A 13,368-nucleotide genomic window follows, 5' to 3' on the forward strand; every position below is an offset into this window, starting at 1 on the left:
TCTTCGCGGGCTTGCCCGCTCCCACAGGTACAGCATCGCTTTCAAGGGCGGTGCAATCCCTGTGGGAGCGGGCAAGCCCGCGAAGAAGCCCACACGATTGGACGGCATTGCTATGATGGGCAACGCTTCCGAGGAGTACGCGCATGCCGTTGCCGACGCTGAAAGACCAGTTCGCCGCCCTGATCGCCGCGCCCTCGGTCAGTTGCACCCAGCCTGCGCTGGACCAGTCCAATCGCCAGGTCATCGACCTGCTGGCCGGCTGGCTGGGTGACCTGGGTTTCAAGTGCGACATCCAGCAGGTCAGCCCCGGCAAGTTCAACCTGCTGGCCAGCCGTGGCACCGGCCCGGGTGGCCTGGTGCTGGCGGGGCACAGCGACACGGTGCCCTACGACGAACAGCTGTGGGCCAGCGACCCGCTGAAACTGACCGAAACCGACGGCCGCTGGGTCGGCCTGGGCAGCTGTGACATGAAGGGCTTCTTCGCCCTGGTCATCGAAGCGGTCATCCCATTGCTGGAGCACGATTTCAAGCAGCCGCTGCTGATCCTCGCCACCTGTGACGAAGAAAGCTCCATGTCCGGGGCCCGTGCCTTGGCCGAGGCTGGCCAGCCGCTCGGCCGTGCGGCGGTGATCGGCGAGCCCACCGGGCTGCGGCCGATCCGCATGCACAAAGGCATCCTCATGGACCGCATCGACATCCTCGGGCGCAGCGGCCACTCCTCGGACCCAAGCCTGGGCCGCAGCGCCATGGAGGCCATGCACGCAGTGATGGGCGAGCTGATGGGGTTGCGCCAGCAATGGCAGCAGACCTACCGCAACCCGCAGTTCACCGTACCGACCCCGACCATGAACTTCGGCTGCATCCACGGCGGCGACAACCCCAACCGAATCTGTGGCCAATGTGCCCTGGAGTTCGACCTGCGCCCGCTGCCTGGCATGGATGTGGAGCAACTGCGCGCGGCCATTCGCGCCAAGCTGATGCCGGTGGCAGAGCGCTTTGAGGTGCACATCGACTATGCGCCGTTGTTCCCGGAGGTGCCGCCTTTCGAGCAGGCAGCCGACGCCGAGTTGGTGCAAGTGGCGGAGCGCCTGACCGGCCATCGCGCCGAAGCGGTGGCGTTCGGCACCGAAGCGCCTTATCTTCAGCAACTGGGTTGCCAGACCATCGTGCTGGGCCCCGGCGACATCGCCTGTGCTCACCAGCCCGGCGAATACCTTGAAATGTCACGAATCGAGCCTACCGTGCGTCTATTGCGTGACCTGATCCGGCACTATTGCCTGGACTAAACGTCAACCGAACTGTTTCGTTCCTGCCTAGAGGAGACCGCGCGTGACCGCAAGCCTGTTCCGACGATGATCCTGAACGCCCCCTGTATCGCCGTTCTCCGTCCACTTATCCACAGGCCCTGTCATGCCCGACTACGTCAACTGGCTGCGTCATGCCTCCCCGTATATCAATGCCCATCGCGACTGCACCTTCGTGGTCATGCTCCCTGGCGATGGGGTGGAACACCCTAATTTCGGCAACATCGTCCACGACCTGGTGCTGCTGCACAGCCTGGGCGTGCGCCTGGTGCTGGTGCATGGCTCGCGCCCGCAGATCGAAAGCCGCCTGGCTGATCGCGGCCTGACCCCGCACTACCACCGTGGCCTGCGCATCACCGATGCCGCCACCCTGGATTGCGTGATCGATGCCGTCGGCGCCTTGCGCCTGGCCATCGAGGCACGCCTGTCGATGGACATCGCCGCTTCGCCGATGCAGGGCTCGCGCCTGCGTGTGGCGTCCGGCAACCTGGTCACGGCGCGGCCGATCGGCGTGCTCGAAGGCGTGGACTACCACCACACCGGCGAAGTGCGTCGAGTTGACCGCAAGGGCATCAGCCGCCTGCTCGACGAGCGCTCCATCGTGCTGTTGTCACCGCTGGGCTACTCGCCCACGGGTGAAATCTTCAACCTGGCCTGCGAAGACGTGGCCACCCGCGCCGCCATCGAACTGGGTGCCGACAAGTTGCTGCTGTTCGGTGCCGAGCCGGGCCTGCTGGATGCCGATGGCAAGCTGGTGCGTGAGCTGCGCCCGCAGCAGGTTGCCCCGCATCTGCAGCGTCTGGGCAGCGATTACCAGGGCGAATTGCTGGATGCCGCGGCCGAAGCCTGCAAAGGCGGCGTGGCGCGCAGCCATATTGTCAGCTATGCCGAGGACGGCGCCTTGCTGACCGAGCTGTTCACCCGTGGCGGTGGCGGCACGCTGGTGTCGCAGGAGCAGTTCGAAGTGGTACGCGAGGCGACCATCGAGGACGTGGGCGGTTTGCTGGAGCTGATCAGCCCGCTGGAAGAGCAGGGCATCCTGGTACGCCGTTCGCGTGAGGTGCTGGAGCGGGAGATCGAGCAGTTCAGCGTGGTCGAGCGCGAAGGCATGATCATCGCTTGTGCGGCGTTGTACCCGATTGCCGACTCCGACGCCGGCGAGCTGGCGTGCCTGGCGGTGAACCCCGAGTACCGCCATGGCGGGCGTGGCGACGAGCTGCTGGAGCGCATCGAAAGCCGGGCGCGACAGTTGGGGCTGAACACCCTGTTCGTGCTGACGACGCGTACCGCGCACTGGTTCCGCGAACGCGGGTTTGCGCCGAGCGGGGTCGAGCGGCTGCCAGCGGCGCGGGCTTCGCTGTACAACTACCAGCGTAATTCGAAAATCTTCGAGAAGCCTCTGTAAGCCTGTACCGGCCTCTTCGCGGGCTCGCCCGCTCCCACAGGTACACCGCAGGCTTCAGACCTTGTGACTACCCTGTGGGAGCGGGCAAGCCCGCGAAGCAGGCGACACCGATCTCGAACAAAAACGCCGCCCTTGTGGGCGGCGTTTTCGTTTACACGGTATGCAGGTACCAGTTGTACTCGAGGTCGGAGATCGAGTGCTCGAACTCCTCCAGCTCGCTCTCCTTGCACGCGACGAAGATGTCGATGTACTTCGGATCGATGTACTTGTTCAGGATCTCGCTGTCGTCCAGCTCGCGCAGGGCATCGCGCAGGTTGTTCGGCAGGCTCTGCTCCAGCTGCTCGTACGAGTTGCCTTCGATCGGCTCACCCGGCTCTACCTTGTTGGTCAGGCCATGGTGCACGCCGGCCAGTACGGCGGCCATCATCAGGTACGGGTTGGCGTCGGCACCGGCCACGCGGTGCTCGATGCGTACGGCGTCCGGCGAGCCGGTCGGCACGCGCAGGGCCACGGTGCGGTTGTCCAGGCCCCAGCTTGGCGCGTTCGGTACATAGAACTGCGCGCCGAAGCGGCGGTACGAGTTGACGTTCGGGCAAAGGAACGCCATGGACGCGGGCAGGGTCTCGAGCACACCGCCGACAGCGTGACGTAGCGCGGCGTTCTGCTCGGGATCCTCGCTGGTGAAGATGTTGTTGCCATCTTTGTCCAGCACGGAAATGTGTACATGCAGGCCGTTGCCTGCCTGGCCCGGGTAGGGCTTGGCCATGAAGGTGGTGTCCATTTCATGGTCGTAGGCGATGTTCTTGATCAACCGCTTGAGCAGTACCGCGTAATCGCAGGCCTTGAGCGGGTCGGCCACGTGGTGCAGGTTGACTTCGAACTGCGCTGGGGCGCTTTCCTTGACGATGGCGTCGGCCGGGATGCCTTGCTCCTTCGCGCCTTCCAGGATGTCCTGCAGGCAGTCGGCGTATTCGTCGAGGTCGTCGATCAGGTACACCTGGGTCGACTGCGGGCGCTTGCCCGAAATTGGCGAGCGCGGCGGCTGCGGGCGGCCGTTCACGTTCTCCTGGTCGATCAGGTAGAACTCCAGCTCGAACGCGGCGCAGATGGTCAGGCCCATCTCGGTGAACTTGTCGACCACCTGGCGCAGCACTTCACGCGGGTCGGCAAAAAACGGCTCACCTTCGAGCTCGTGCATGGTCATCAGCAGCTGGGCGGTCGGGCGCTTCTGCCAGGGTTCGTTGGAGAGGGTGCCGGGGATCGGATAACAGATGCGGTCAGCATCGCCGATGTCCAGGCCCAGCCCGGTGCTTTCGACGGTGGAACCGTTGATGTCCAGGGCGAAGAGGGAGGCAGGCAGGTTGATGCCTTTCTCGTAAACCTTGTGGAGGCTGGTGCGCTCTATGCGCTTGCCACGCACCACACCATTCATATCTGCAATCAGAAGGTCAACGTAGAGAACCTCAGGATGTTCCTTAAGGAACGCGTTCGCTTCGTTAAGCTGAACGGCACGCGGGGGTACCGACATGATGCAACACCTTTGTTGTTAAAAATATCAATCAAGGGGGGCTTGCAAGACCAGTCAATCGAAAAGACAAACTGATGTCAAGCCAACCCCATGATGCCCTGAAATGGCACATCGACGGCAGATTTGCTGCATATCGGGGCAAGCCATTATCCGCTATTTCTCTCGCAAAGGGCTATCTCCGACCAACCGTGTTTTATTTTTTACGGAGGTGTTGTGTAAAAAAATGAACAAGGCTAAGCTCGGTCTCAACCCAGAACACAATAATACGAGGGTCACATGGTCCGCTTGCCGAGACCTGAAAGTACTGCCTGCGCAGTGCCATCGGGTACATCCGTCATTTTTGCAAGCTTCGTCAACGGCGTGGCCGCCCTGGCCGCAATAATTGACGTTTGGTGCTCCCGGACCTGCCCTCGCAGCGGCTTGCCGCCCTTCGTTTCGTCTTTCTGCCTTTCGAACTCATTACGGACACACTTGTTTTCAGTGTATCCACTGCGGCTCTGCGCGGGGGTTTTTGCTTTAGCAATGTACTCCATCCAGAATCAGTGCGCGGACCACCTTACCTCCTGAGGTATTTATGAGTAACAACCTCGACCAGCTCACCGATTGGTTGAAAGAGCACAAGATCACCGAAGTCGAATGCATGATCAGTGACCTGACCGGCATCACGCGCGGCAAGATTTCGCCTACCAACAAGTTCATCGCCGAAAAAGGCATGCGCCTGCCCGAGAGCGTGCTGCTGCAGACCGTGACCGGCGACTACGTCGACGACGACATCTATTACGAACTGCTGGACCCGGCGGACATCGACATGATCTGCCGCCCCGACGAGAACGCCGTGTTCCTGGTGCCATGGGCCATCGAGCCGACCGCCCAGGTGATCCACGACACCTACGACAAGAAGGGCAACCCGGTCGAACTGTCACCGCGCAACGTGCTGAAGAAAGTCCTCAAGCTATACGCCGACAAGGGCTGGCAGCCGATCGTTGCGCCGGAGATGGAGTTCTACCTGACCAAGCGTAGCGAAGACCCGGACTTCCCGCTGCAGCCCCCGGTAGGCCGTTCGGGCCGCCCGGAAACCGGCCGTCAGTCGTTCTCGATCGAAGCCGCCAACGAATTCGACCCGCTGTTCGAAGACGTCTACGACTGGTGCGAACTGCAGCAGCTGGACCTCGACACGCTGATCCATGAAGACGGCACGGCGCAGATGGAGATCAACTTCCGTCATGGCAACGCCCTGCACCTGGCCGACCAGATCCTGGTGTTCAAGCGCACCATGCGCGAGGCCGCGCTCAAGCACAATGTGGCCGCCACCTTCATGGCCAAGCCCATGACCGGCGAGCCAGGCAGTGCCATGCACCTGCACCAGAGCGTGGTCGACGTGGCCACCGGCAAGAACATCTTCAGCAACGACGACGGCAGCATGAGCGAACTGTTCCTGCACCACATCGGTGGCCTGCAGAAGTTCATCCCCGAGGCGTTGCCGCTGTTCGCCCCCAACGTCAACTCGTTCCGCCGCTTCCTGCCCGACACCTCGGCGCCGGTGAACGTGGAGTGGGGCGAGGAAAACCGTACCGTCGGCCTGCGCGTGCCGGACGCCGGCCCGCAAAGTCGCCGGGTCGAGAACCGCCTGCCAGGCGCCGACGCCAACCCTTACCTGGCCATCGCCGCCAGCCTGCTGTGTGGCTACATCGGCATGGTCGAAGGCATCGACGCCAGCGCGCCGGTGCAGGGCCGTGGCTACGAACGCCGCAACCTGCGCCTGCCACTGACCATCGAAGATGCCCTGGAACGCATGGAAAACAGCCGTGCACTGGTGCAGTACCTGGGCAAGAAGTTCATCACCGGCTACGTCGCTACCAAGCGCGCCGAGCACGAAAACTTCAAGCGAGTCATCAGTTCCTGGGAGCGTGAGTTCCTGCTGTTTGCTGTCTGATCAACTTGGTGCCGCAGGACGCGGCTGTCGAACAACGGAGAAGCACATGAGCGTCAACAACCCGCAAACCCGTGAATGGCAAACCCTGAGCGGGGAGCATCACCTCGCGCCCTTCAGCGACTACAAGCAGCTGAAGGAGAAGGGGCCGCGCATCATCACCAAGGCCCAGGGTGTGCATTTGTGGGATAGCGAGGGGCACAAGATCCTCGACGGCATGGCTGGCCTGTGGTGCGTGGCTGTGGGCTATGGCCGTGAAGAACTGGTGCAGGCGGCAGAAAAGCAGATGCGCGAGCTGCCGTACTACAACCTGTTCTTCCAGACTGCCCACCCGCCTGCGCTGGAACTGGCCAAGGCAATCTCCGACGTGGCGCCGCAAGGCATGACCCATGTGTTCTTCACCGGCTCCGGCTCCGAAGGCAACGACACCGTGCTGCGCATGGTCCGCCATTACTGGGCGCTGAAAGGCAAGCCACAGAAGCAGACCATCATCGGCCGCATCAACGGCTACCACGGCTCCACCGTGGCTGGTGCCAGCCTGGGTGGCATGAGCGGCATGCACGAGCAGGGCGGCCTGCCGATTCCTGGCATCGTGCATATCCCGCAGCCTTACTGGTTTGGCGAAGGCGGCGACATGACCCCGGATGAGTTCGGGGTGTGGGCGGCCGAGCAGCTGGAGCAGAAAATCCTCGAAGTCGGCGAAGACAACGTCGCCGCCTTCATCGCCGAGCCGATCCAGGGTGCCGGCGGCGTGATCATCCCGCCGGAAACCTACTGGCCGAAGGTGAAGGAGATCCTCGCCAAGTACGAAATCCTGTTCGTTGCCGACGAAGTGATCTGCGGTTTCGGCCGCACCGGCGAGTGGTTCGGCTCCGACTACTACGACCTCAAGCCCGACCTGATGACCATCGCCAAGGGCCTGACTTCCGGTTACATCCCTATGGGCGGTGTGATCGTGCGTGACACCGTGGCCCAGATACTCAGCGAAGGCGGCGACTTCAACCACGGCTTCACCTACTCCGGCCACCCGGTAGCGGCGGCGGTGGGCCTGGAAAACCTGCGCATCCTGCGCGACGAGAAAATCGTCGAGAAGGCGCGCACAGAAGCGGCACCTTATTTGCAAAAGCGTTTGCGTGAGCTGCAGGACCACCCTCTGGTGGGCGAGGTACGCGGCCTGGGCCTGCTCGGCGCGATCGAGCTGGTCAAGGACAAGGCCACCCGCAGCCGTTACGAAGGCAAGGGCGTAGGCATGATCTGCCGCACCTTCTGCTTCGAAAACGGCCTGATCATGCGTGCGGTGGGTGACACCATGATCATTGCGCCGCCGCTGGTGATCAGCCATGCAGAGATCGATGAACTGGTGGAAAAGGCACGCAAATGCCTGGACCTGACGCTCGAAGCGATTCGTTGACAGTTTGCTAGGCTGGAGAGGCCTGAATGGCTGTTTTGAATACTCAATTTCGGCACAAGGCTTTACTGGGCGGCGTTGGCACTCCTCGCCGTAGCTGGCTACGACTCGTCGTGCCGCCTTGCCCAGTAAACCCTTGCACTCGAACTTGAATATTCAAAACAGCCACTCAGGCCTCCGCGATGTGACATTAAGTCGTTACAAGGCCCTGCTTTCCTTGATACAGAGCCTTGTAACTTGCCAGACTAGCGACTGTTTCAGTCGCCGCGCGCTCTGCACCGTAGGTCCTGGCTGCTGAACAGATGGCTAAATAAAAAATTCTGGAGCATTACGCATGAATAAATTGGGCAAGACGTTGCTGGCCACCGCCCTGATGGGTGCCATGGCTACCGCTGTTCAGGCTGAAGACAAGGTGTTGAACGTCTACAACTGGTCGGACTACATCGCTCCGGACACCATCGCCAAGTTCGAGAAACAGTCGGGCATCAAGGTCAAGTACGACGTATTCGACAGCAACGAAACCCTCGAAGCCAAGCTGCTGGCAGGCAAGTCGGGCTATGACATCGTCGTGCCTTCGAACAACTTCCTGGCCAAGCAGATCAAGGCTGGCGTGTACGAGGAACTGGACCGCTCCAAGCTGCCGAACTGGAAGAACCTCGACCCTGACCTGCTCAAGGCCGTTGGCGATGCCAGCGACAAGGACAACAAGCACGCCTTCCCGTACATGTGGGGCTCGATCGGTATCGGCTACAACCCGGAGAAGGTCAAGGCCGCGCTGGGCGTGGACAAGATCGACTCGTGGGACGTGGTGTTCAAGCCTGAGAACATCGCCAAGCTCAAGAGCTGCGGCGTGAGCTTCCTCGATGCCCCGACCGAAATGCTCCCGGCTGCGCTGCACTACCTGGGCCTGCCGAGCAACAGCACCAAGAAGGAAGACCTGAAGGCCGCCGAGGACCTGTTCCTCAAGATCCGTCCTTCGATCACCTACTTCCACTCGTCCAAGTACATCGGCGACATGGCCAACGGCAACATCTGCGTAGCTGTCGGTTACTCGGGTGACCTGGAGCAGTCCAAGGCCCGTGCCCACGAAGCTGGCGACAAGGTCAAGGTGGACTACGTCATTCCGAAGGAAGGTGCCGGTACCTTCTACGACATGGTCGCCATCCCCAAGGATGCCGAGCATAAAGACGCTGCCTACCAGTTCATGAACTTCCTGATGCAGCCGGAAATCATGGCCGAGATCACCAACGCCGTGCGCTTCCCGAACGGCAACGCTGCCGCCACCCAGTTCGTGGACAAGGAAATCACCAGCGATCCGAGCATCTATCCGCCAGCTGAAGTGAAGAAGCAGCTGTACGCGATCGCTGCGCCTGAAGCTTCTGCCCAGCGTGTGATCACCCGCAGCTGGACCAAGATCAAGTCGGGCAAATAAAACCGATGCGGTACCTCTGGGCCGGGTAATCCCGGCCCAGAGCCAGTGAAAGGCAATTGATGATTGCGGCATCGAAGCTGCGAAGGTAAGTTGCGCGCCGGTTTTGCGTGTGCGGCAGCATTGTCGCTACCCAGGCACTGATTGTGAGGACCACCCACTTGTCCATTTCTGTATTCCGCAAGGCCTTGATGGCTGGAGCGGGCCTGACGCTGGCATGCAGCGTCCAAGCGGCGCCTACGGTGCACTTCTACAACTGGTCCGACTACATCGGCCCGACCACACTCGCGGACTTCGAGAAAGCCACGGGCATCAAGCCCGTGCAAGATGTGTTCGATTCCAACGAAACCCTGGAAGGCAAGCTGCTGGCCGGCAATACCGGCTATGACGTGGTAGTGCCGTCCAACCATTTCCTCGGCAAGCAGATCAAGGCGGGCGCGTTCCAGAAGCTCGACAAGAACCTGCTGCCCAATTATTCCAACCTGGACCCGGCGCTGATGAAGCGCCTGGAAAGGAACGACCCGGGCAACCAGTACGCCGTGCCTTACCTGTGGGGCACCAACGGCATCGGTTACAACGTCGACAAGGTGAAGGCCGCGCTGGGCGTGGACACCATCGACTCCTGGGCAGTGCTGTTCGAGCCCGAGAACATGAAGAAGCTCGCCAAGTGCGGCGTGGCCTTCCTCGACTCGGCGGACGAAATGCTGCCGGCGGTGCTCAACTACATGGGGCTGGACCCCAACAGCACCAATGCCAAGGACTACCAGGCCGCCGAGAAGAAACTGCTGGCGGTACGCCCGTACGTGACCTACTTCCACTCGTCCAAGTACATCACCGACCTGGCCAACGGCGACATCTGCGTCGCGGCAGGTTTCTCAGGCGATGTGTTCCAGGCCAAGACCCGCGCCGAAGAAGCGAAGAAGGGCGTGAACCTGGCCTACGCCATTCCCAAGGAAGGCGGCAACCTCTGGTTCGACGTGCTGGCGATTCCCAAGGACGCCAAGAACGTCAAAGAGGCGCATGCCTTCATCAACTATTTGCTGAAGCCTGAGGTTATCGCCCAGGTCAGTGATTACGTCGGTTACGCCAACCCGAACCCCAAGGCTGGCGACCTGATGGACCAGGCCGTGAGGACTGACGCCGCGGTTTACCCACCGCAGGAAGTGCTGGACAAGATGTTCGTGAATTCAGAGTTGCCACCCAAGGTGCAACGGCTGATGACCCGTAGCTGGACCAAGGTCAAGTCGGGCAAGTAAAAATCCAGGCCCGTGGCGGCACCTGTAGAACAGGGCTCGCGGGCACAAAAATCTTGTTGGGAGTTTCACTCATGGCAGTTGCCTCCGGTGCCTATAAAAAAGCCCTCGAGGGTGGCCAGCAACCCAAGCAGGTGCTGGTCAAGATCGACCGGGTCACGAAAAAGTTCGACGAAACGGTAGCCGTGGACGATGTGTCCCTGGAAATCCGCAAGGGCGAGATCTTCGCTCTGCTGGGGGGCTCCGGTTCCGGCAAGTCCACCTTGCTGCGCATGCTGGCCGGCTTCGAACGCCCGACCGAAGGGCGGATCTTCCTCGATGGCGTCGACATCACCGACATGCCGCCCTACGAGCGGCCGATCAACATGATGTTCCAGTCCTACGCGCTGTTCCCGCACATGACCGTGGCGCAGAACATCGCCTTCGGCCTGCAGCAGGACAAGATGCCCAAGGCCGAGATCGACGCCCGCGTGGCCGAGATGCTCAAGCTGGTGCACATGACCCAGTACGCCAAGCGCAAGCCGCACCAGCTGTCCGGCGGCCAGCGCCAGCGCGTGGCACTGGCCCGCTCGCTGGCCAAGCGCCCCAAGCTGCTGCTGCTCGACGAGCCGATGGGTGCACTGGACAAGAAACTGCGTTCGCAGATGCAGCTGGAACTGGTGGAGATCATCGAGCGCGTTGGCGTGACCTGCGTGATGGTGACCCACGACCAGGAAGAGGCCATGACCATGGCCCAGCGCATCGCCATCATGCACCTGGGCTGGATCGCCCAGATCGGCTCGCCGGTGGACATCTACGAGACGCCTACCAGCCGCCTGGTGTGCGAATTCATCGGCAACGTCAACCTGTTCGAAGGTGAAGTGGTCGACGACGCCGAAGGCCACGCGATCATTGCCAGCCCGGAGCTGGAGCGCAAGATCTATGTCGGCCACGGCATCACCACGTCGGTGGAAGACAAGCACATCACCTACGCCCTGCGCCCGGAAAAGATGCTGGTCACCACCCAGCAACCGACCTGCGAGCACAACTGGTCGCGCGGCAAGGTTCACGACATTGCCTACCTGGGTGGCCACTCGGTGTTCTACGTCGAGTTGCCGAGCGGCAAGGTCGTCCAGTCGTTCGTCGCCAACGCCGAGCGCCAGGGCACCCGCCCGACCTGGGGCGATGAAGTGTACGTGTGGTGGGAAGACGACAGCGGCGTGGTACTGCGGTCATGAAACTGCGCAAGCTCAAGCGAGCCTTCCAGCGTATTACCCCGGAGGGGCGGCACCTGGTGATCGGCGTGCCGTTCATCTGGCTGTTCCTGTTCTTCATGCTGCCGTTCTTCATCGTGCTGAAGATCAGCTTCGCCGAAGCCGACGTGGCGATCCCGCCGTATACCGAGATCTACAGCTACGTCGAAGACAAGCTGCAGCTGGTGCTCAACCTGGCCAACTATGGCCTGTTGACCGAGGATGAGCTGTATATCTCGGCCTACCTGGGCTCGCTGAAGATGGCCTTCTTCAGCACCCTGCTGTGCCTGCTGATCGGCTACCCGATGGCCTATGCCATTGCCAACGCCAAGAAGGAGACCCAGACGGTCCTGCTGTTGCTGATCATGATGCCGACCTGGACCGCGATCCTGATCCGCGTCTATGCCTGGATGGGCATTCTCAGCAACAACGGCCTGCTCAACGGCTTCCTGCTGTGGACCGGGTTGATCGACCAGCCGCTGCAGATCCTCAACACCAACCTGGCGGTGTACATCGGCGTGGTCTATTCGTACCTGCCGTTCATGATCCTGCCGCTGTTCGCCAACCTGGTGAAGCACGACCCGAGCCTGCTCGAGGCCGCCTCGGACCTGGGTTCGAGCACCTTCAACAGCTTCTGGAAGATCACCGTGCCGCTGTCGAAGAACGGCATCATCGCCGGCTGCATGCTGGTGTTCATCCCGGTGGTGGGCGAGTTCGTGATTCCTGAACTGCTTGGCGGCCCGGAAACCCTGATGATCGGCAAGGTGCTGTGGCAAGAGTTCTTCAACAACCGTGACTGGCCGGTGGCCTCTGCGCTGGCGGTGGTCATGCTGGCGATCCTGATCGTGCCGATCCTGCTGTTCAACCGCAGCCAGGCCAAAGAAATGGAGGGCAGGGCATGAAACGCTTCAGTTTCTCCAAGCTGATGCTGGTGCTCGGCTTGCTGTTCATCTACCTGCCGATGCTGATCCTGGTGATCTACTCGTTCAACGCCTCCAAGCTGGTGACGGTGTGGGGTGGCTGGTCGGTGAAGTGGTACGTCGGCCTGCTCGACAACACCCAGTTGATGGGTTCGGTGATGCGTTCGCTGGAAATCGCCTGCTACACGGCGGTGGCGGCGGTGGCGCTGGGTACCTTGGCGGCGTTCGTGCTGACCCGGGTTACCCGCTTCAAGGGACGCACGCTGTTCGGTGGCCTGGTCACCGCGCCGTTGGTAATGCCCGAGGTGATCACCGGCCTGTCGCTGTTGCTGCTGTTCGTGGCCATGGCGCAGATGATCGGTTGGCCGCAGGAGCGTGGCATCGTCACCATCTGGATCGCCCATACCACGTTCTGTGCCGCGTATGTGGCGGTGGTGGTGTCGGCACGCCTGCGTGAGCTGGACCTGTCGATCGAGGAAGCGGCGATGGACCTGGGTGCCAAGCCGTGGAAGGTGTTCTTCCTGATCACCATCCCGATGATCGCGCCATCGCTGGCGGCGGGCGGCATGATGTCGTTCGCCCTGTCGCTGGATGACCTGGTACTGGCCAGCTTCGTCTCAGGCCCTGGTTCGACCACCTTGCCGATGGAAGTGTTCTCGGCGGTGCGCCTGGGCGTGAAGCCGGAGATCAACGCCGTGGCCAGCCTGATCCTGCTGTCGGTGTCGCTGGTGACCTTCTTCGTCTGGTACTTCAGCCGCCAGGCTGAAGAGCGCCGTCGCAAGGCGATTCAGCAGGCGATCGAAGAGGGCGCTGCGGCGAATGCTTCGCAGCCACAGGTGAAGCGCCCGGCGCAGGTTGCGGCGTCGGCCTGATCTGGCCCTTTCGCGGGCTCGCCCGCTCCCCCAAAAACCGCGACCCAACCCCAAAATCTGGGGGCTCTTTCTTGGGGGGGGAAGACC

11 protein-coding genes are annotated in these 13,368 nt (G+C 61.7%); 9 read left to right on the plus strand and 2 right to left on the minus strand.

The genetic code is table 11. From position 1 onward, the window contains the following. The first annotated feature begins 143 nt into the window (after positions 1-143). Together argE and argA are read left to right on the plus strand one after the other, a co-directional pair. Positions 144-1,286, plus strand: a complete 1,143-nt coding sequence (gene argE, locus ACLCGK_RS06195; RefSeq protein WP_410951510.1) for an acetylornithine deacetylase — start codon at positions 144-146, stop codon at positions 1,284-1,286. 124 nt (positions 1,287-1,410) lie between these two features. Continuing rightward, positions 1,411-2,709, plus strand: a complete 1,299-nt coding sequence (argA, locus tag ACLCGK_RS06200) for an amino-acid N-acetyltransferase (protein ID WP_013974710.1) — start codon at positions 1,411-1,413, stop codon at positions 2,707-2,709. A gap of 151 nt (positions 2,710-2,860) precedes the next feature. Here argA and ACLCGK_RS06205 read toward each other — a convergent pair whose 3' ends face one another. Both ACLCGK_RS06205 and ACLCGK_RS06210 read right to left on the minus strand, forming a co-directional pair. Continuing rightward, positions 2,861-4,237 carry a glutamine synthetase family protein gene (locus ACLCGK_RS06205; RefSeq protein WP_015272222.1) on the minus strand — a complete coding sequence of 459 codons (1,377 nt, stop codon included), beginning with the start codon at positions 4,235-4,237 and terminating at the stop codon, positions 2,861-2,863. A gap of 272 nt (positions 4,238-4,509) precedes the next feature. After that, the gene (locus ACLCGK_RS06210; protein ID WP_410951511.1) at positions 4,510-4,770 is read right to left on the minus strand and encodes a hypothetical protein; all 261 of its coding nucleotides are present in this window, start codon (positions 4,768-4,770) and stop codon (positions 4,510-4,512) included. Positions 4,771-4,811: 41 nt separating this feature from the next. On the opposite strand from ACLCGK_RS06210, the gene ACLCGK_RS06215 reads away from it, so the two are divergent. The 7 genes from ACLCGK_RS06215 (at position 4,812) to ACLCGK_RS06245 (ending at position 13,281) form a co-directional block, all read left to right on the plus strand. Further along, positions 4,812-6,170, plus strand: coding sequence for a glutamine synthetase family protein (locus ACLCGK_RS06215; protein WP_013974708.1), 1,359 nt, complete (start codon positions 4,812-4,814; stop codon positions 6,168-6,170). A 46-nt stretch (positions 6,171-6,216) separates the two neighbouring features. Then, positions 6,217-7,578 carry an aspartate aminotransferase family protein gene (locus ACLCGK_RS06220; protein ID WP_410951512.1) on the plus strand — a complete coding sequence of 454 codons (1,362 nt, stop codon included), beginning with the start codon at positions 6,217-6,219 and terminating at the stop codon, positions 7,576-7,578. Between the two features lie 331 nt (positions 7,579-7,909). Beyond that, entirely contained in the window at positions 7,910-9,007 is a 1,098-nt protein-coding gene (locus ACLCGK_RS06225; RefSeq protein ID WP_023660780.1) for a polyamine ABC transporter substrate-binding protein, read from the plus strand. Positions 9,008-9,165: 158 nt separating this feature from the next. Further along, entirely contained in the window at positions 9,166-10,260 is a 1,095-nt protein-coding gene (locus ACLCGK_RS06230; RefSeq protein WP_410951513.1) for a polyamine ABC transporter substrate-binding protein, read from the plus strand. A gap of 71 nt (positions 10,261-10,331) precedes the next feature. After that, positions 10,332-11,474: a polyamine ABC transporter ATP-binding protein gene (potA, locus tag ACLCGK_RS06235; RefSeq protein WP_013974704.1), complete on the plus strand. Its 1,143-nt coding sequence runs from the start codon at positions 10,332-10,334 to the stop codon at positions 11,472-11,474. Then, on the plus strand, positions 11,471-12,391 hold the full coding sequence (locus ACLCGK_RS06240) for an ABC transporter permease subunit (RefSeq protein WP_013974703.1): 921 nt from the start codon (positions 11,471-11,473) through the stop codon (positions 12,389-12,391). Before potA ends, ACLCGK_RS06240 begins: the two co-directional genes overlap by 4 nt. Beyond that, the gene (locus ACLCGK_RS06245) at positions 12,388-13,281 is read left to right on the plus strand and encodes an ABC transporter permease subunit (protein WP_003258560.1); all 894 of its coding nucleotides are present in this window, start codon (positions 12,388-12,390) and stop codon (positions 13,279-13,281) included. Before ACLCGK_RS06240 ends, ACLCGK_RS06245 begins: the two co-directional genes overlap by 4 nt. Positions 13,282-13,368 lie beyond the last annotated feature (87 nt).

This window comes from Pseudomonas sp. S1(2024) (assembly GCF_046557535.1).